Genomic DNA, 19,752 nt, shown 5'->3' with positions numbered 1-19,752 from the left:
ACGCCCGGTTACATTCCGAACCCGGAAGCTAAGCCTTTCAGCGCCGATGGTACTGCAGGGGGGACCCTGTGGGAGAGTAGGACGCCGCCGAACAACCCGCCCTTTTAGCTCAGTCGGTAGAGCGTCTCCATGGTAAGGAGAAGGTCAACGGTTCGATTCCGTTAAAGGGCTCCACAAAGAAGGCCCCCGCCATCAGGCGGGGGCCTTTTTGCGTTTCCGGGAGCGGCTTGGGAGAGCCGGCCTGGGGCTGCGGCACTCTGAGGTGCCGCAGCCGCAGCCGCAGCCGCAGGGGCGGGTGGTTCAGCAGCCCTCGCGTTGCTGGGGGACCCGGAACGCGAGGATGGCCATGTCGTCCGAGGCGGGTTCCGCCGCGAAGCGCTCCACCGCGCGCAGGACGCGGGAGGCGACCGCGCCCGCCGTGAGGCCGGTGCAGGTGGTCAGGACCTCGGCGAGGCCGTCGTCGCCCAGCATGCGGGTGCCCTCGCGGCGTTCCGTGACGCCGTCCGTGACGCAGAGCAGGACGTCACCCGGGTCGAGGGTCAGCGTCTCCTCGTAGAGGTCGAGGTCGTCGATCACGCCGAGCAGCGGCTGCGGTTCCGCGGCCGGGGTGACCTGGCCGTCCGGGCGCAGGCGCAGCGGGAGGGGGTGGCCGGCGCAGACGACCTTCATCAGGGCGCCGCCGTCGGGCTGGGGGTGGAGTTCCCCGTACAGGAGGGTGAGGAAGCGGCTGCGGGCGCCCTCGTCGAGGATCGCCGCGTTGAGCCGCTCCAGCACCGCGGGCCCGCCCAGGCCCTCGCGGGCCAGGAGGCGCAGGGCGTGGCGGGCCAGGCCGGTGACGGCGGCCGCCTCGGGGCCCGTACCGCAGACGTCGCCGATGGCGAAGCCGTACACGCCGTCGCGGATCGGGAAGACGTCGTAGAAGTCGCCGCCCACCTCGTTGCCCTCGCCGGCGGCGCGGTAGATGACCTCGACCTCCATGCCGGGGATGGCGGGGGAGCCGGGCGGCAGGAGGCTGCGCTGGAGGGAGCGGCTGATGGCCGTGCGCTCGGAGTAGAGGCGGGCGTTGTCCAGGGCCAGGGCGGCCCTGCGGGAGAGGTCGTCGGCGAGTTCGAGGATCTCCTGGCGGAAGTGCTCCCCGGTGGGCTTGCCGAGGGTCAGCATGCCGATGACCCGGTTGCGGGCGAGGAGGGGCAGGACGACCGTCTCGCCGCCGACCGCGGTGGTCGCCCCCGGCCAGGGGCGGGCTCCGGCCTCGCGGACCGGCTCGGGCGGGCTGACGCGGGAGAGCAGGGCCTTGAGACCGTCGATGCGTTCCTCGTCCTCGTGCAGCACGTAGGCGAGGTAGGGGTCGGAGGTCTGGTCGGCGATGGTGTAGACGGCACACCAGGTGGCCAGGGTCGGGACGGTCATCTGGGCCATGAGGGCCAGGGTCTGGTCCCGGTCGAGGGTGCCGGCGAGCAGGTCGGAGGCCTCGACGAGGAAGGAGAGGGAGCCGCGGCGCAGCCGTTCCAGTTCGCCGAGGCGGGCGGACTCCACGGCGAGGGCGATGCGGTCGGCGGCGAACTGCAGGCGCAGGGCTTCTTCGTTGGTGTAGCGGCCCGGGACCTCGGCGGCGACGCCGAGGGAGCCGGTGAGGCGGCCCTCGACCTTGAGGGGGACGGTGACGACGGAGCGCATGCCGGTGGCCTCCAGGAGCGGCACGGCCCCGGGGACGACGGCGAGGTCGTCGTGGACGGCGGGCAGGCGGGCGGAGCCGTAGCGGCTGGTGCCGGCTTCGACGGGGACCCGGGCGAAGCGCTGGCGTGTGGAGGGGAGGCCGGTGGTGGCGCGGACCTCGAGCTCGGTCTCGTCGTCGGTGGCCAGCAGCAGGAAGGCGGAGTCGGCGTCGAGCATGTCGCGGGCGCGTTCGACGGTGCGCTGGAGGAGTCCCTCGAGGTCGTCGGGGGCGGGGGAGCCGATGAAGACCTCGAAGGGGTCCGCGGGGCGGGGGTCGGCGTGCTGGCCGTCCGAGGAGGGGACGCGTACGGGGGTCTGGAGCAGGGCGCGCTCGTCGTCGTGGACCAGCAGGCAGACGATGGAGGGCTCGCCGTGGGCGTCGCGGACCCGCAGGTGGGAGGCGTACACGGGGATGACGCGACCGTCGGCGCCGCGGATGCCATAGCTGCCCTCCCAGCGGGACAGGCGCAGGGCCTCGGCGACGCCGGTGCCGGTGCCGGGGGTCTGGGGCCAGGCGGCGAGCTCGGCGAGGGGGCGGCCGAGGACCTTCTCGGCGGGGTAGCCGAAGATGTGCTCGGCGTCCTCGTTCCAGGAGGAGACGGCGTCGGTGGCGTCGACCTGGAGGACGGCGACGCGGACGCGGCTGTCGGTCAGGGGCAGGAACTGGTCCGCGACGACGGGGCCCGCGGAGCGGGTACCGACCGGCCGGTCCGGGAGGTCCAGGCGGAACCACACGTGTTTGTGCGTGGCGGTGTACTCGACGCCCCAGCGGGTGGCGAGGGCGGCGCAGAGCATCAGGCCGCGGCCGCTCTCGCGGTCGGGGTCGGCGTACGGGCGCTCACCGGGGTGCGCCAGCGGCAGCTCGCGCTCCGGGTACCGGTCGGCGACCTCGACGCGTACGCCGTCCTCGGCGCGCAGGCACAGGACCTCGGCGCGGGTTCCGGCGTGGACCACGGCGTTGGTGACGAGTTCGCTGGTCAGCACCACCGCGTCGTCGATGATGTCCGCGAACCCCCAGCCCTGCAGCGTGTCGCGCACGAACGCGCGGGCGGCGGCGACGGACCGCCCCTGGGGGTCGAAACTGGCAGCCGCCCGTGCCGTGATCACGAGTCTCCTTCGACGCGGTTGGACATCGGATGCCAGGTTACTTACCTTCGCGCTCGCCAGGAGGCCGTCGTCCGGGATTCCACCCGCGGGGTGCGGGCGGTGTGCGATGGTGCCGAAGTGTTATGGCCGGGTTCGGCCGGGGTGAAACACTGGGCAGGCTTGGACAGCCGGCTCTTGGACAGCCGGATGTCCGGTGGAACAGCGGTCGACCCTTTCGGGAGGGACACGGTGGAGTCTGGCGCAGCGGTGCGGCGTACGGGAACGCGCCCCAAGGGGGGGCGGTCCCGGCGGGGCGGCACGACGGAAGTCGACAGCGCGGCTCTGAACCGTCTGCTCACGGCCCTGGTGTCGATGCGGGACGGGAATTTCCGCAAGAGGCTGACGGTCTCCGGCGAAGGCGTGATGGCGGAGATCGCCGCCGTCTACAACGAGGTCGCCGACCGGAACCTGCACCTGACCGGGGAGCTGTCCCGGGTCCGGCGCACGGTGGGCCGCGAGGGCAAGCTGAGCGAGCGGCTGGAGACGGGGGCCTGCGAGGGCTCCTGGGCGGCCGCGATCGACGCCTCGAACCAGCTGGTGGACGACCTCGCGCGGCCGGTGTCCGAGGTGGGCCGGGTGCTGTCGGCGGTGGCCGAGGGCGACCTGGACCAGCGGATGGACCTGCGTACGCAGGCCTCCGACGGGGCGGGCCATCCGCTGCGCGGGGAGTTCCTGAAGGTCGGGCGTACGGTCAACAACCTGGTCGACCAGCTGTCGGCGTTCACCGACGAGGTGACGCGGGTGGCGCTGGAAGTCGGTACCGAGGGCAAGCTGGGCGGTCAGGCCCAGGTCCGCGGAATGTCCGGCTCCTGGAAGGACCTGACCGACTCCGTCAACACGATGGCGTACCGGCTCACCGCTCAGGTGCGTGACATCGCCCTCGTGACGACGGCGGTCGCCAAGGGCGACCTGTCGCGCAAGGTCACGGTGCACGTGGCCGGCGAGATGCTCCAGCTGAAGAACACCGTGAACACCATGGTGGACCAGCTGTCCTCGTTCTCCTCCGAGGTGACGAGGGTCGCCCGCGAGGTGGGTACGGAGGGCGAGCTGGGCGGCCAGGCGAAGGTGCCCGGGGTCGCGGGCGTGTGGAAGGACCTGACCGACTCCGTCAACACGATGGCGGGGAACCTGACGGCCCAGGTGCGTGGGATCGCGCAGGTCACCACCGCCGTGGCGAACGGCGACCTGTCGCAGAAGGTGCGGGTCAGCGCGCGGGGCGAGGTGGCGCAGCTGGCCGAAACGATCAACCAGATGACGGAGACCCTGCGGACCTTCGCGGACGAGGTCACGCGCGTGGCCAGCGAGGTCGGCGCGAAGGGTCTGCTCGGCGGTCAGGCGCAGGTGCCCGGTGCCGCGGGTACCTGGAAGGACCTCACCGACTCGGTGAACACGGTCTTCCGCAACCTGACGACGCAGGTGCGGGACATCGCGCAGGTGACGACCGCGGTGGCCAACGGCGATCTGTCGCAGAAGGTCACGGTGGACGTGGCCGGCGAGATGCTGGAGCTGAAGAACACCGTCAACACGATGGTGGACCAGCTCCAGTCCTTCGGTGCGGAAGTGACGCGGGTGGCCCGTGAGGTCGGCGTCGAGGGCGAGCTGGGCGGCCAGGCGCAGGTGCCCGGTGCCGCCGGTACGTGGAAGGACCTCACCGACTCGGTGAACACCGCCTTCCGCAACCTGACGGGGCAGGTCCGCAACATCGCGCAGGTGACCACGGCGGTCGCCAACGGCGATCTGTCGCAGAAGGTCACGGTGGACGTCTCCGGCGAGATGCTCCAGCTGAAGAACACCGTGAACACGATGGTGGACCAGCTGTCGTCCTTCGCCGACCAGGTCACGCGGATGGCGCGGGACGTGGGCACGGAGGGCCGGCTCGGCGGCCAGGCCCGGGTCGAGGGCGTCTCCGGCACCTGGAAGGAGCTCACCGACTCCGTCAACTTCATGGCGGGGAACCTGACCTCCCAGGTGCGCCAGATCGCCCAGGTGACGACGGCGGTGGCGCGCGGCGACCTGTCCCAGAAGATCGACGTGGACGCCCGCGGCGAGATCCTGGAGCTGAAGAACACCATCAACACGATGGTCGACCAGCTCTCCGCCTTCGCGGAGCAGGTGACCCGGGTGGCGCGGGACGTGGGCACCGAGGGCCGGCTCGGCGGCCAGGCGCAGGTGCCCGGCGTGGCCGGGGTATGGCGGGACCTGACCGACTCGGTGAACTTCATGGCCTCCAACCTGACCGGCCAGGTGCGCAACATCGCCCAGGTCGCGACGGCGGTGGCGCGCGGCGACCTGTCGCAGAAGATCGACGTGGACGCCCGCGGCGAGATCCTGGAGCTGAAGAACACCCTCAACACGATGGTCGACCAGCTGTCGAACTTCGCGGAGCAGGTCACCCGGGTCGCCCGCGAGGTGGGCACCGAGGGCATCCTGGGCGGCCAGGCCGAGGTCAAGGGCGTCTCGGGCACCTGGAAGGACCTCACCCAGTCCGTCAACTTCATGGCGAACAACCTGACGTCCCAGGTGCGCAACATCGCCGAGGTGACCACGGCGGTGGCCATGGGCGACCTGTCGAAGAAGATCACGGTCGACGCCAAGGGCGAGATCCTCGAACTGGTCACCACCGTGAACACGATGGTCGACCAGCTGTCCTCCTTCGCCGAGCAGGTGACGCGGGTCGCCCGCGAGGTGGGGACGGAGGGCATCCTGGGCGGGCAGGCGCGGGTGCGCGGGGTGACCGGCATCTGGAAGGACCTCTCCGACAACGTCAACCTGATGGCCGACAACCTGACCTCGCAGGTGCGCAACATCTCGCAGGTCTCGGCGGCGGTGGCCAACGGCGACCTGACCAAGAAGGTCACCGTGGAGGCGCGCGGCGAGGTCGCCCAGCTCGCCGACACCGTCAACACGATGGTGAAGACCCTGTCGTCCTTCGCGGACGAGGTCACGCGCGTGGCCCGCGAGGTGGGCACGGAGGGCCGCCTGGGCGGTCAGGCGCACGTCCCCGGGGTCTCCGGTACGTGGAAGGACCTCACCGACTCGGTGAACTTCATGGCGTCCAACCTCACCGGGCAGGTGCGGCAGATCGCCATGGTCACGACCGCCATCGCCAAGGGCGACATGACCAAGAAGATCGACATCGACGCGCGCGGGGAGATCCTGGAGCTCAAGACGACCATCAACACGATGGTCGACCAGCTGTCCTCCTTCGCCGACCAGGTGACCCGGGTCGCGCGCGAGGTGGGCACCGAGGGCATCCTCGGCGGACAGGCCCGCGTGCGGGACGTCGACGGCACCTGGCGGGACCTGACCGAGTCCGTGAACGAGATGGCCGGCAACCTCACCCGGCAGGTGCGCGCCATCGCGGCGGTGGCCACCGCGGTGACCCGCGGCGACCTCAGCCTGAAGGTCGACGTGGACGCGGCGGGCGAGATCCAGGTCCTCCAGGACAACATCAACACGATGATCGTGAACCTGCGCGACACCACCCTGGCCAACAAGGAGCAGGACTGGCTCAAGGGCAACCTCGCCCGGATCTCGGCCCTGATGCAGGGCCGACGGGACCTGGACGACGTGGCCAAGCTGATCATGAGCGAGCTGACCCCGGTGGTCTCCGCGCAGCACGGCGCCTTCTTCCTGGCGGTACCGGCCGGCGGGACCTCCGAGATCGGGACGGACGGCGGCGCGGAGGGCTCGTACGAGCTGCGGATGCGCGGGAGCTACGCCTACGCGGGCGCCCAGATGCCCATCTCGTTCCGGCCGGGGGAGGGGCTGATCGGCACCGTCGCCGAGGAGAAGCGGACGATCCTGGTCGAGAACACCCCGCCCGGCTACCTGAAGATCTCCTCGGGGCTGGGCGAGGCCCCGCCGGCGCACGTGATCGTGCTGCCCGTGCTGTTCGAGGGGAAGGTGCTCGGCGTCATCGAGCTGGCGTCCTTCACGCCGTTCACGCAGATCCAGAAGGACTTCCTGAGCCAGATCGCCGAGATGATCGGTACGAGCGTCAACACCATCTCGGTGAACTCCAAGACGGAGATGCTGCTCAAGCAGTCCCAGGAGATGACCGAGCAGCTGCGCGAGCGCTCCGACGAGCTGGAGAACCGGCAGAAGGCCCTCCAGGCCGCCAACGCGGAACTGGAGGAGAAGGCCGAGCTGCTGGCCCAGCAGAACCGGGACATCGAGGTGAAGAACACCGAGATCGAGGAGGCCCGGCAGGTACTGGAGGAGCGTGCCGAGCAGCTCGCGGTCTCGATGCGGTACAAGAGCGAGTTCCTCGCGAACATGTCGCACGAGCTGCGCACGCCGCTGAACTCGCTGCTGATCCTGGCCAAGCTGCTCGCCGACAACGCGGACGGGAACCTCTCGCCCAAGCAGGTGGAGTTCGCGGAGACCATCCACGGCGCGGGCTCGGACCTGCTCCAGCTGATCAACGACATCCTCGACCTGTCGAAGGTCGAGGCCGGGAAGATGGACGTCTCGCCGACGCGGATCGCGCTGGTCCAGCTCGTGGACTACGTGGAGGCGACCTTCCGGCCGCTGACCGCGGAGAAGGGGCTGGACTTCTCGGTGCGGGTCTCGCCGGAGCTCCCCGCGACCCTGCACACCGACGAGCAGCGGTTGCTCCAGGTGCTGCGCAACCTGCTGTCGAACGCGGTGAAGTTCACCGACAACGGGGCGGTGGAGCTGGTGATCCGGCCCGCCGGGTCGGACGTGCCGACGGCCATCCGGGAGCAGCTGCTGGAGGCGGGGTCGCTGCGCGAGGCGGACGCCGACCTGATCGCGTTCTCGGTGACCGACACCGGGATCGGGATCGCGGCGAGCAAGATGCTGGTGATCTTCGAGGCGTTCAAGCAGGCGGACGGGACGACCAGCCGCAAGTACGGCGGTACGGGCCTGGGGCTGTCCATCAGCCGGGAGATCGCCCGGCTGCTGGGCGGTGAGATCCATGCGGCGAGCGAGCCGGGCCGCGGCTCGACCTTCACGCTGTACCTGCCGCTGCACCCGAGCGAGCTGCCGCCGCAGGGGTACGCGCCCCCGACGCCCGGCGGGGCGCGCGGGGAGTACCGCAGGACGGCCGCGGAGGCGCTGCCCGCCGCGCAGCCGCTGCCCGCCGCGCTGCCGGCCGCGCCGGTGGAGGAGGCTCCGGTGCGGGAGGTGCTGCCGGTGGCCGAGGCGACCGGGCCAGGCTCTTCGGCGCTGTTCCGGCGCCGGCGCAAGCCGGCGGCCGGTCCGCTGCCGCGCACCGAGGTGCCGGGGCAGGTCGACGGAGCGGCGTGGGACGTGCAGGAGCCGCTGCCGGCGCCGCCGCGTTCGTACGACTTCCACGGCGAGCGGGTGCTGATCGTGGACGACGACGTGCGCAACGTCTTCGCCCTGACGAGCGTGCTGGAGCAGCACGGGCTGGCGGTGCTCTACGCGGAGAACGGCCGGGAGGGCATCGAGGTGCTGGAGCAGCACGACGACGTGGCGGTCGTGCTGATGGACATCATGATGCCGGAGATGGACGGGTACGCGACGACGTCGGCGATCCGGCGGATGCCGCAGTTCGCGGGGCTGCCGATCATCGCGCTGACGGCGAAGGCGATGAAGGGCGACCGGGAGAAGGCCATCGACTCCGGGGCTTCCGACTACGTCACGAAGCCGGTCGAGCCCGACTACCTGCTGTCGGTCATGGAACAGCACATGCGAGGAAAGTGATCGGAGGGCGGGACGCGGGCGGCGGCCCGGAGGGGAACCTTCGGGCCTCCCCTCACGTTTCCGCTACGTGCACAGTGACATCTTGGTGACAGGGTGTGGCGATCTGAGGACTGGGGCTACGATGACCGGCACAAGGACGGACGGCGCAAGGATGCCGTCCTCTGGGGCGGGGCCCGGCGCGCACGCCGGAGCCAGGAGCCGGGGAGGCCCCATGCCGGGGCGAGGAGGACAGGGCATGGTGCAGAAGGCCAAGATCCTCCTGGTCGACGACCGGCCGGAGAATCTGCTGGCGCTGGAGGCCATCCTCTCCGCGCTCGATCAGACACTGGTCCGGGCGTCTTCCGGGGAGGAAGCGCTCAAAGCGCTGCTCACGGACGATTTCGCGGTCATCCTGCTGGATGTCCAGATGCCGGGCATGGACGGGTTCGAAACCGCCGCGCACATCAAGCGGCGCGAACGGACCCGGGACATCCCGATCATCTTCCTCACCGCGATCAACCACGGTCCGCACCACACCTTCCGCGGGTACGCGGCGGGCGCGGTGGACTACATCTCGAAGCCGTTCGATCCCTGGGTGCTGCGCGCCAAGGTCTCGGTGTTCGTCGAGCTCTACACCAAGAACTGCCAGCTGCGGGAGCAGGCGGCGCTGCTGCGCCTCCAGCTGGAGGGCGGCGGTACCAACGGCGACGGCAGCCGGGAGACGGCCGGGCTGCTGGCCGAGCTCTCCGCACGGCTCGCGGCGGTCGAGGAGCAGGCCGAGGCGCTGACCAAGCAGCTCGGCGAGGACTCGGCGGAAGCCGCGGTGGTGGCGACCGCCGCCCACCTGGAGCGCAAGCTGACCGGTCTGCGGCGGGCACTGGACGCGCTGGAGCCGGGAGCCAGCGGAGGAGCGCCGGTCCTGCCGGCCCAGAGCTGAGGCGGTCCGGGCCGTACGCCCCGTTCCGCGCCGGCGCGGCGGCCCGCCCCCGGGCCCCCGTTGGCGGGCGCCGGTCCTGCCGGGGCGTCAAAGCCCTTGCCCGTACGGCGACACGAACGGGTGAAGGGGTGGGCACGCGTGTCCACCGGCGTGCGCACGGGTAACCTCGGGCCCATGGCCTCAAGTACGTCCGGCAAGGGTTCCCAGAGCACCGCGGGCGCCGCGAAGGGCCGCACCGGCCGTACGACGGCGCCGGCGAAGAAGGCGGCCCCGCGTAAGCCCCCCGCGAAGAAGGCCGTTGGGGCCAGACGCCCCCCGGTGAAGAAGGTCGCCGCCAAGCCGGCGCCGTCGCCGACCGGGGGAGTGGTGCGGCTGGTCCGCTGGTGCTGGCTCGGTCTCGCGCACGCGATCGGCGGGCTGTTCCGCGGGCTGGGCCGGGGGGCGAGGAACCTGGACCCGGCGCACCGCAAGGACGGTGTGGCGCTGCTGCTGCTCGCCCTCGCACTGATCGTCGCCGCCGGCACCTGGTCGAACCTGAGCGGGCCCGTCGGGGAGCTGGTGACGATGCTGGTCACCGGGGCGTTCGGGCGCCTGGACCTGCTCGTGCCGGTCCTGCTGGGGGTCATGGCGGTACGTTTCATCCGCCACCCCGAGCAGAACGACGCCAACGGGCGCATCGGCATCGGCCTGTCCGCCCTGGTCATCGGCGTCCTCGGGCTGGTGCACATCGCCTGCGGGGCGCCGGGCCGGGACGAGGGCACCACCGCCATGCAGAACGCGGGCGGGCTCATCGGCTGGGGCGCCTCCAAGCCGCTGATCTTCACGATGGGTGCGCCGCTGGCCGTGCCCATGCTGGTGCTGCTGACGGTGTTCGGGCTGCTGGTGGTCACCGCCACCCCGGTCGCCGCGGTCCCGCAGCGGCTGCGCCGGCTGGGGATCCGGCTCGGGGTCGTCCAGGCCGGCGCGTACGACGAGGGGTACGGGGAGTACGAGGGCGCCGGCCGGCCCGAACGCCCCGACCGGCATGACGCCGGGCAGTGGCGGGCCCGCAGCGGCGGCCCCGGCGGCCCCGGCGGCCCGGGTGGTGCCGGTGCGGCGGACGAGGCCGAGGAGGCGGCCCTGGCCCGGCGGCGCCGGCCCCGGCGGAGCGGAGCGCGGCCGGGCGAGCGGGAGCCGGACGCCGTCGACGTGGCCGCGGCGGCCGCGGCCGCGCTGGACGGCGTGGTCTACGGGGGGCTGCCGCCGAACCCGCTGGTCGCCGACCTCACCCAGGGGATCTCCGGCCGCGGGGAGGGGGCGGAGGTCACCGCCGCGGTGCCGACCGCCCGCGAGGAGCGGCCCGCCGCCCCGGCGCCGGCGGAGCCCTCCGGCGCGCCGCACGAGCGCACCGCCGCCGCCTCCGGGACGCTGTCGGTGCCGGACCTGACGAAGGCGCCGCCGGAGAAGGCCGAGCCGCTGCCGCCGCGCGCCGAACAGCTCCAGCTGCGCGGGGACATCACGTACGCCCTGCCCTCGCTGGAGCTGCTGGAGAAGGGCGGCCCCGGCAAGACCCGCAGCGCCGCCAACGACGCGGTCGTCGCCTCGCTGACGAACGTGTTCACCGAGTTCAAGGTCGACGCGCAGGTCACCGGCTTCACCCGGGGCCCGACGGTGACCCGGTACGAGGTGACGCTCGGCGCCGCGGTGAAGGTCGAGCGGATCACGGCGCTGGCGAAGAACATCGCCTACGCCGTGGCCTCCCCGGACGTACGGATCATCAGCCCGATCCCGGGCAAGTCGGCCGTCGGCATCGAGATCCCGAACACCGACCGCGAGATGGTCAACCTGGGCGACGTACTGCGGCTCGCGGACGCCGCCGAGGACGACCACCCGATGCTGGTCGCGCTCGGCAAGGACGTCGAGGGCGGCTACGTCATGGCCAATCTGGCGAAGATGCCGCACGTGCTGGTCGCGGGCGCCACCGGCTCCGGCAAGTCGTCCTGCATCAACTGCCTGATCACCTCGATCATGGTGCGGGCCACGCCGGAGGACGTCCGGATGGTCCTCGTCGACCCCAAGCGGGTCGAGCTGACCGCCTACGAGGGCATCCCGCACCTGATCACGCCGATCATCACCAACCCCAAGCGGGCCGCAGAGGCCCTCCAGTGGGTGGTGCGCGAGATGGACCTGCGCTACGACGACCTCGCCGCCTTCGGCTACCGGCACATCGACGACTTCAACCAGGCCATCCGGGACGGCAAGATCACGCTGCCGCCGGGCAGCGAGCGGGAGCTGAGCCCGTACCCGTACCTGCTGGTGATCGTCGACGAGCTCGCCGACCTGATGATGGTGGCCCCGCGCGACGTCGAGGACTCGATCGTCCGCATCACCCAGCTGGCCCGCGCGGCCGGCATCCACCTGGTGCTGGCCACCCAGCGGCCCTCGGTGGACGTGGTGACCGGTCTGATCAAGGCGAACGTGCCCTCGCGGCTCGCCTTCGCGACCTCCTCGCTGGCCGACAGCCGGGTCATCCTCGACCAGCCCGGCGCCGAGAAGCTGATCGGCAAGGGTGACGGGCTGTTCCTGCCGATGGGCGCGAACAAGCCGGTCCGCCTCCAGGGCGCCTTCGTCACCGAGGACGAGATCGCCGGCATCGTGCGGCACTGCAAGGAGCAGATGACGCCGGTCTTCCGCGACGACGTCACCGTCGGGCAGAAGCAGAAGAAGGAGATCGACGAGGAGATCGGCGACGACCTGGACCTGCTGTGCCAGGCGGCGGAGCTGGTGGTCTCCACCCAGTTCGGCTCGACCTCGATGCTCCAGCGCAAGCTGCGGGTGGGCTTCGCCAAGGCCGGGCGGCTCATGGACCTGATGGAGTCCCGCGGGGTCGTCGGACCGAGCGAGGGCTCCAAGGCGCGCGACGTGCTGGTGAAGCCCGACGAGCTCGACGGCGTCCTCGCCGTGATCCGCGGCGAGGACGCGCCCTAGGCAGGATCCGGGGGCCCCGGATGCCGGAACGGGTGTCCGCCGGGCTCACCCGACCGCATGGGATTGCCGCCGGATCGGGCGGCAACCGTTTCCCCTGGGCGTGCGTCAAGTTGAGGAGACACCGGCGGGTGCGCGCTTCGCCATTCGGATGGCGTAGGAAGCGGACCCTCCGGTTGCCCCACCCTTTCGTCACCCCCCTAGACTGGACATCCAGCAGGTGGCTACACGCTCGAAAGGCGCCCTTGTGTCCATCGGCAACTCCAACTCCCCCGAAGAAGAGCGGCCTTCGACCGACCGGTCCGAGGACCAGTCCGAGGACCGCATCATCGAGCGCTCCGTCGAAGGGCCGTCCATCGGAACGGCCCTCAAGAAGGCCCGGATCGCCGCCGGGCTCACCGTCGACGAAGTCAGTTCCTCCACCCGCGTGCGCATCCCGATCGTGCACGCGATCGAGGAGGACGACTTCACGCGGTGCGGCGGCGACGTGTACGCCCGCGGCCATATCCGTACGCTGGCCCGCGCCGTGCACATCGATCCGGCACCCCTGGTCGAGAGCTACGACGCCGCCCACGGCGGCCGGCCGGCCCCCACCCCCGCGGCGCCGATGTTCGAGGCCGAGCGGATCCGCCCCGAGCGGCAGCGGCCCAACTGGACCGCGGCCATGGTCGCCGCCATCGTCGCCGTGATCGGCTTCGTGGGCTTCACCGCCTTCGGCGGCGGCGACGAGCCGTCCAAGCGGTCGGTGGCGGAAGGTTCCTCCCCGCAGCCCGCGCCCAAGCAGTCCGCGGGCAAGCAGCCGGCCGCCCCGACCCCCAAGGCACCCAAGCCCGAGCCCTCGGACAGTGCCATCGCCGCGGCCCCCAAGGACCTCGTCACCGTCGTCCTGACGGCGGACGAGGGCGAGAGCTGGGTCTCCGCGAAGGACCACAGCGGCCGGCTCCTCTTCGACGGGACCCTCGCGCTGGGCGAGTCGAAGACCTTCACGGACAAGGAGTCCGTGGACCTCGTCCTCGGCGACGCCGGAGCCGTCAAGCTGTTCGTGAACGGCAAGGAGATCAAGGAGAGGTTCGAGTCGGGCCAGGTCGAACGTCTCACCTACACCAAGGACGACCCGCGCCAGGGCCAGGCCCAGGCGGGCTGACCAGCACGGAATAGAAGATTCCAGATCCCCGGGACCCCGCGCGGCTGCCGCCGCCGGCCCCGGGGATCTTGCTGCGGGGGGACTTGGGGCGGGGGCCGGCGCCGGGACGAAGTAGTCTTGAGTCCATGCCCGAACGCCGTACCGTCGCCCTTGTCACTCTTGGCTGCGCCCGTAACGAGGTGGACTCGGAGGAGCTCGCAGGCCGCTTGGCGGCGGATGGCTGGGAGCTCGTCGAGGACGCCGCCGACGCGGACGTAGCCGTCGTCAACACCTGCGGATTCGTCGAAGCCGCCAAGAAGGACTCCGTAGACGCCCTGCTGGAAGCCAACGATCTCAAGGACCACGGCAAGACCCAGGCCGTCGTCGCCGTCGGCTGTATGGCCGAGCGCTACGGCAAGGAACTCGCCGAAGCGCTCCCCGAGGCCGACGGAGTCCTCGGCTTCGACGACTACGCCGACATCTCCAACCGCCTCCAGACCATCCTCAGCGGTGGCAGCGTCGAGGCGCACACCCCGCGCGACCGGCGCCAGCTGCTGCCGATCAGCCCCGCCGAGCGGCAGGCCGCCGACGTGGCGCTGCCCGGCCACGCGCAGGAGCCCGCCCCCGCCCCCAGCGACCTGCCCGAGGGCCTGGCCCCCGCCTCCGGCCCGCGCGCGCCCCTGCGCCGCCGCCTGGACAAGAGCCCGGTCGCCTCGGTGAAGCTCGCCTCCGGCTGTGACCGGCGCTGCTCCTTCTGCGCCATCCCGTCCTTCCGCGGCTCCTTCATCTCCCGCCGCCCCAGCGACGTGCTGGGCGAGACGCGCTGGCTCGCCGAGCAGGGCGTCAAGGAGGTCATGCTGGTCTCCGAGAACAACACCTCGTACGGCAAGGACCTGGGCGACATCCGCCTGCTGGAGACCCTGCTGCCCGAGCTCGCCGCCGTCGACGGCATCGAGCGCGTCCGCGTCAGCTACCTCCAGCCCGCCGAGATGCGGCCCGGGCTGATCGACGTCCTCACCTCGACGCCCAAGGTCGTCCCGTACTTCGACCTGTCCTTCCAGCACTCGGCCCCCGACGTGCTGCGCGCCATGCGCCGCTTCGGCGATACCGACCGCTTCCTGGAGCTGCTGGACACCATCCGCTCCAAGGCCCCGCAGGCCGGCGTCAGGTCCAACTTCATCGTCGGCTTCCCCGGCGAGAAGGAGTCGGACTTCGCCGAGCTGGAGCGTTTCCTCACCCACGCCCGCCTCGACGCCATCGGCGTCTTCGGCTACTCCGACGAGGACGGCACCGAGGCCGCCGGCTACGAGGACAAGCTGGACGAGGACACCATCGCCGAGCGGCTCGCGCACATGCAGCGGCTCGCCGAGGAGCTGACCTCGCAGCGCGCGGAGGAGCGGATCGGGGAGACCCTGGAGGTACTCGTCGAGACGGTCGTCCCGCTGGACGAGGCCGAGGAGGGCGAGGGCGCCTACGGGCGCGCGGCCCACCAGGCTCCCGAGACCGACGGACAGGTCGTCTTCACGGACGGCGCGGGCCTGGTGCCCGGGCGCATCGTCACCGCCAAGGTGGTCGGTACCCTGGGCGTCGACCTGGTCGCCGAGGCCCTGGGCACGGAACTCGAGGAGGCGGCCGGATGACCGGAGTCCCGGCATCGGCGGCGGGCGGGACCGGCCGCCGGCCCGCTCCCGGCACGAAGCTCGGGACTGCGGCCGTCAACCAGGCCAGCCTCTGGAACATCGCCAACATCCTGACGATGATCCGGCTCGTCCTCGTGCCGGGATTCGTCCTGCTGCTGCTCGCCGACGGGGGCTACGACCCCGTCTGGCGGGCGCTGGCGTGGGCCGCCTTCGCCGTCGCCATGATCACGGACATCTTCGACGGGCACCTGGCCAGGACGTACAACCTGGTCACGGACTTCGGGAAGATCGCCGACCCCATCGCCGACAAGGCGATCATGGGGTCGGCGCTGGTGTGTCTGTCCTGGCTCGGCGATCTTCCCTGGTGGGTGACCGGGGTGATCCTCGGACGTGAGCTCGGGATCACGCTGATGCGGTTCTGGGTGATCCGGTACGGGGTGATCCCGGCCAGCCGGGGCGGCAAGATGAAGACCCTGGCCCAGGGCACGGCGGTGGGCATGTACGTGCTCGCGCTGACCGGGCCGCTGGCGACCTTGCGCTTCTGGGTGATGGCCCTCGCCGTCGTGCTGACCGTCGTCACCGGTCTGGATTACATCCGGCAGGCCGTGGTGCTGCGCCGGGCCGGACTCGCGGCGGAGCGGGTCGCGACGTGACACACGGGGCAGGGGGCGCGCCGGAGGCCGCGGAAGCGGCGGCCGGGGTGGCAGCGGTGGCCGAAGACGTACTGCGGATGCTTGCGGAGCGTGACCAGACGCTCGCGGTCGCGGAGTCGCTGACGGGCGGCATGGTGGCGGCGGAGCTCACGGCGGTGCCAGGTGCCTCGCGGGCCTTCCGCGGGTCGGTCACGGCGTACGCCACGGAACTGAAGCACCGCGTCCTCGGGGTGGACGCCGAGCTGCTGGCGGCCGAGGGCGCGGTGAACGCGCAGGTCGCGGAGGAGATGGCGGTCGGCGTGCGGCGGGCGCTGGGTGCCGCGTGGGGGATCGCGACGACCGGCGTGGCCGGCCCCGACCCCCAGGACGGTCAGCCCGTGGGCACCGTTTTCATCGCCGTGGCGGGTCCGGCGGGCAGGAAAACAGCCCGGCTGCGGTTGAACGGCTCCCGGACGGAAATCCGTAGGGAGAGTGCACGGACAGTGCTCGAACTCCTCTCGAGCGAACTCCGCGAGAATCTGCGGAGGCAGGATACGGAACAGAACGGGGGGATTTGATGTTTGCAGCCCTGAGTGAACACGACATCGCTCCCCGCACGGCCGCGGCGCGAGGCGGTACGGTGGGGCGTGAAGGTTACGGCTACACGGTCAGAGGAGGGAGCCACCGATGATTCTGCTCCGTCGCCTGCTGGGTGACGTGCTGCGTCGGCAGCGCCAGCGCCAGGGCCGTACTCTGCGCGAAGTCTCCTCGTCCGCCCGAGTTTCGCTCGGCTATCTCTCCGAGGTGGAGCGGGGGCAGAAGGAGGCATCCTCCGAGCTGCTCTCCGCGATCTGCGACGCGTTGGACGTACGGATGTCCGAGCTGATGCGCGAAGTCAGTGACGAGCTGTCGCTGGCGGAGCTTGCGCAGTCGGCCGCCGCAAGCGAACCGGTGCCGGCACCGGTGCGCCCGATGCTCAATTCGGTCTCCGTGGCCTCGGTCACGGGTGGACCCGAGCGGGTGACCATCAAGGCGCCCGTGGATGCGGTGAACGTCGTAGCCGCTTGAGCGCCGTTGGGTACGTGAGCGTGGCGGGAGCCCCGGTGGGTGCGTGAAGCACCGGCCGGGGCTCCTTGCCGTTGTCCGCCGGTGGCGCGGGGCCGTGCGGGTCCGGGCCGGTCGTTCTGGGTGCGGGGGCGGGGAGGCTGCGGGAGGATGACCCGTGCGGGAACCGGCCCGCTGGGAGGTGGCCGTGCGGCGGTTACAGCGGATACCTGTGGCGGTGCCCTTCGCGCTCGCGGTGGGGGCGCTCTGGTGGTGGGCCGTGCTGAGGCTGGCGCTGGCGCCGGCCGGGGCGGGGCCGGTGGAGGGCGCAGTGGCGGTGGGCGGCTGGGGGCTGGGGCTGCTGCCGGTGCACTGTGCGCCGGGGCCCGTACGCAGGCCCGGCAGGGCCCGGGGCGCGGCGGCTACCAGGGCATCGACACCCCGCCGTTCGGGCGCAGGATCTGGCCCGTCATGAAGGACGAGGCGTCGCAGGCCAGGTAGAGCACGGCCTGGGCGATGTCCTCGGGCTCGCCGACCCGGCGCAGCGGGGACATCCGGACCATGGCGGCTTCGGTCCGCTGCTGGACCTCCGGGCCGTGGCGGGCGGTCATGGGGGTGCGGATCCATCCCGGTGCGACGGCGTTGACGCGGATGCCGTGCGGGCCGGCCTCGGTGGCGAGGGTCTTGGTGAGCTGCACCACGGCGGCCTTGGCGGCGCTGTAGCAGAGCAGGCCGGGCTGGGCGGCGTCCACCGCGCCGGAGGCCATGGTGACGACCGAGCCCGGGCGGCCGGCGGCGATCATCGCGCGGACGGCCTCCTGGCAGGTGCGCAGCACCCCCTTGAAGTTGATGTCCAGGATCCGGTCGAGGTCCTCGTCGGTGGTGTCCAGGACGCTGCTGGTGTGCATGACCCCGGCGACGGCGGCGGTGATGTCGAGCGGCCCGGCCGCGGCCACGGCGGCCCGCAGGGCGGCCCGGTCGGTGACGTCGAGGGGGTGGGCGGTGGCGGCGCCGCCCTCCTCGCGGATCAGGGCGGCGGTCTCGGCGAGGCCCCGCTCGTCGCGGTCGGCGCAGTGGACGCCGGCGCCGGCCCGGGCGAGGAGCAGGGCGGTGGCCCGGCCGATGCCGCCGGCGGCTCCGGTGACGAGCGCGGTGCGCCCGGTGAGGTCGTACGAGGCGGTGGGTGTGGGCATGCCAGGACCGTACGAGCGAATCTGACGGCCCGTCAACTGTCCGGGTGTTCCGGGACCGGGCCGGTCTGGCAGCGGGGGCACCAGTACGTGGGCCTGCGGTCCTGCCAGACCTCGCGGACGGCGGTTCCGCAGCGCAGGCAGGGGCGGTGGGTGCGGCCGTAGACGAAGAGCTCCCGGCCGGGGAGGCGGCTGCCAGTGGTGTTGCGGCGCCCGGCGTTGCCGGTGTTCGCCGCCAGCAGGCGCTGGGCGGCGGAGGCGAGCCGGACGGCCGTGGCCTCGGGGTCGGGCAGCCCGCCGACCGGGGTCCAGGGGGTGACCTGGGCGAGGAAGCAGAGCTCGCACTTGTAGATGTTGCCGACGCCCGCCAGGTTGCGCTGGTCCAGCAGGGCCTCGCCCAGGGGGCGGTCCGGGTCGGCGAGTAGGTTGGCGGCGGCTCGGGCCGGGTCCCAGTCGGGGCCGAGGAGGTCGGGGCCGAGGTGGCCCACGACCTGGTCCTCGTCGGCGGTGCGCAGCAGTTCCAGTACGGGGAGGCGGTAGCCGACGGCGGTGGTGCCGGCGGTGCCGAGGACGGCCCGGATCTCGTGGGAGGGGCCGCCGCGCCACTTCTGGCCGGGGTCGAAGAGGTGCCAGGCGCCGTCCATGCCGAGGTGGCTGTGGAGGGTGAGGCCGCCTTCGAGGCGGGCGAGGAGGTGCTTGCCGCGCGGGGTGACGTCCAGGGTGGTGCGGCCGGTGAGGTCGGCGGTCGCGAAGCGCGGCACGCGCAGATCGGCGTGGGTGAGGGGCCGGCCGGCGAAGGCGGCGTGGAGGCGGGCCGCCGCGCGGTGGACGCTGTCTCCTTCGGGCATGCGCCCATTGTCGCGCCGCCCTGCCCGCAGGGCGCGGAACCCCCTGGGCGGGGCGCCGCCGCAGGGGGTCCGGGGGGTCAGGAGGGTCGGGGGCCCGGCGGGCCGGCCGTCACTTCCAGGTGAGGGCCTTCTGGGGCGGGGAGCTCAGGTTGTTGTACGGGTCGCCCCAGTACTCGGCGCCGGAGACCTTCGTCTGGGCCGACGGCGCGAGGGCGATCACGCAGTTGGTCTGCGTCTGGCCGTTGGTGAAGCCCTTCGGCAGCGAGTTGTCCTTGCACTTGTCGAACTTGCCGATGACCGAGACGCCCTGCGCCTCGCTGCCGTCGCCGAGCAGGCCCTTGATGTGGCCCACGGAAGAGAAGGACAGGTCCGTCGTGCCGGTGTTCTTGACCGTGTAGCTGATGTAGTAGGGGATCATCCCCTTGACCTTGTCGCCGAGCTTGAGCGGCTCCAGGTCGGCCGGGTCGCCCTGCGCGATCGAGGTCACGGCGAGGGCGAGCTGGCCGCCCTTGTTGCTGCCGTAGCTGAACGGGACGGTCGCCGCCTCGCCGATCCTGAAGGCCTGCCCGGACTTCGCCACGGCGCCGCCGGCGGCACCTCCCGGGGCGGGGGTGGCGGAGGCGCCCGCCGAGCCGTCGTAGCCGCCCGCCGGGGAGCTGGGCGCGGCCGGGTCCACCGGCTGGGCCGGCGACGGTGCGGACGCAGCGGCGGAGGGCGCGGCCGGAGCCGCCGGGACCTCCTCGTTGCCGTCCTTGCAGCCGGTCAGGACGAGGGTTCCGGCCACCGCGAGGCCGGCCGCGGCGAGGGTGCTTCTGCGCATGCTGTGGGTGCTCACTGTT

13 protein-coding genes, 1 tRNA gene and 1 rRNA gene are annotated in these 19,752 nt (G+C 72.0%); 11 read left to right on the top strand and 4 right to left on the bottom strand.

Features of this window, described 5'->3' with window-relative positions; translation table 11 throughout:
- Positions 1-93, top strand: a 5S ribosomal RNA gene (gene rrf, locus ACZ501_RS24940); the annotation flags it as partial.
- 5 nt (positions 94-98) lie between these two features.
- Positions 99-174, top strand: a tRNA-Thr gene (locus tag ACZ501_RS24935).
- A gap of 126 nt (positions 175-300) precedes the next feature.
- Here the strand turns inward: ACZ501_RS24935 and ACZ501_RS24930 are convergent.
- Entirely contained in the window at positions 301-2,823 is a 2,523-nt protein-coding gene (locus tag ACZ501_RS24930; protein WP_361601039.1) for a SpoIIE family protein phosphatase, read from the bottom strand.
- Positions 2,824-3,009: 186 nt separating this feature from the next.
- Between ACZ501_RS24930 and ACZ501_RS24925 the strand changes: the two genes are divergently transcribed.
- From ACZ501_RS24925 to ACZ501_RS24885, 9 genes are all read left to right on the top strand, one after another.
- Positions 3,010-8,556, top strand: coding sequence for a HAMP domain-containing protein (locus ACZ501_RS24925; protein ID WP_361601042.1), 5,547 nt, complete (start codon positions 3,010-3,012; stop codon positions 8,554-8,556).
- Between the two features lie 235 nt (positions 8,557-8,791).
- Complete coding sequence (locus tag ACZ501_RS24920) at positions 8,792-9,472, top strand: response regulator (RefSeq protein WP_361601045.1); 681 nt, start codon at positions 8,792-8,794, stop codon at positions 9,470-9,472.
- 174 nt (positions 9,473-9,646) lie between these two features.
- A complete protein-coding gene (locus ACZ501_RS24915) occupies positions 9,647-12,439 on the top strand; it encodes an FtsK/SpoIIIE family DNA translocase (protein ID WP_468798148.1) in 2,793 nt (930 codons plus the stop codon).
- Positions 12,440-12,683: 244 nt separating this feature from the next.
- On the top strand, positions 12,684-13,580 hold the full coding sequence (locus ACZ501_RS24910; protein WP_361601051.1) for a helix-turn-helix domain-containing protein: 897 nt from the start codon (positions 12,684-12,686) through the stop codon (positions 13,578-13,580).
- Between the two features lie 125 nt (positions 13,581-13,705).
- Positions 13,706-15,199, top strand: a complete 1,494-nt coding sequence (gene rimO / locus ACZ501_RS24905; protein ID WP_468798145.1) for a 30S ribosomal protein S12 methylthiotransferase RimO — start codon at positions 13,706-13,708, stop codon at positions 15,197-15,199.
- Positions 15,196-15,852: a CDP-diacylglycerol--glycerol-3-phosphate 3-phosphatidyltransferase gene (gene pgsA / locus ACZ501_RS24900; protein WP_361601057.1), complete on the top strand. Its 657-nt coding sequence runs from the start codon at positions 15,196-15,198 to the stop codon at positions 15,850-15,852. Before rimO ends, pgsA begins: the two co-directional genes overlap by 4 nt.
- Before the next feature lie 77 nt (positions 15,853-15,929).
- Positions 15,930-16,409, top strand: a complete 480-nt coding sequence (locus tag ACZ501_RS24895) for a CinA family protein (protein ID WP_361601108.1) — start codon at positions 15,930-15,932, stop codon at positions 16,407-16,409.
- Between the two features lie 109 nt (positions 16,410-16,518).
- Positions 16,519-16,899, top strand: coding sequence for a helix-turn-helix domain-containing protein (locus ACZ501_RS24890; RefSeq protein WP_361601060.1), 381 nt, complete (start codon positions 16,519-16,521; stop codon positions 16,897-16,899).
- 184 nt (positions 16,900-17,083) lie between these two features.
- Complete coding sequence (locus ACZ501_RS24885; RefSeq protein WP_361601111.1) at positions 17,084-17,350, top strand: hypothetical protein; 267 nt, start codon at positions 17,084-17,086, stop codon at positions 17,348-17,350.
- Here ACZ501_RS24885 and ACZ501_RS24880 read toward each other — a convergent pair.
- From ACZ501_RS24880 to ACZ501_RS24870, 3 genes are all read right to left on the bottom strand, one after another.
- The gene (locus ACZ501_RS24880) at positions 17,298-18,068 is read right to left on the bottom strand and encodes an SDR family NAD(P)-dependent oxidoreductase (RefSeq protein WP_362464031.1); all 771 of its coding nucleotides are present in this window, start codon (positions 18,066-18,068) and stop codon (positions 17,298-17,300) included. The two genes, ACZ501_RS24885 and ACZ501_RS24880, sit on opposite strands and share 53 nt — an antisense overlap.
- 32 nt (positions 18,069-18,100) lie before the next feature.
- Positions 18,101-18,913: an Fpg/Nei family DNA glycosylase gene (locus tag ACZ501_RS24875; RefSeq protein ID WP_361601066.1), complete on the bottom strand. Its 813-nt coding sequence runs from the start codon at positions 18,911-18,913 to the stop codon at positions 18,101-18,103.
- A gap of 109 nt (positions 18,914-19,022) precedes the next feature.
- Positions 19,023-19,748, bottom strand: a complete 726-nt coding sequence (locus ACZ501_RS24870) for a hypothetical protein (RefSeq protein WP_468798142.1) — start codon at positions 19,746-19,748, stop codon at positions 19,023-19,025.
- Between the last annotated feature and the right edge of the window lie 4 nt (positions 19,749-19,752).

The organism is Streptomyces sp. NPDC034085, assembly GCF_055575555.1.
This window is presented reverse-complemented; position numbering and strand designations above follow the sequence as displayed.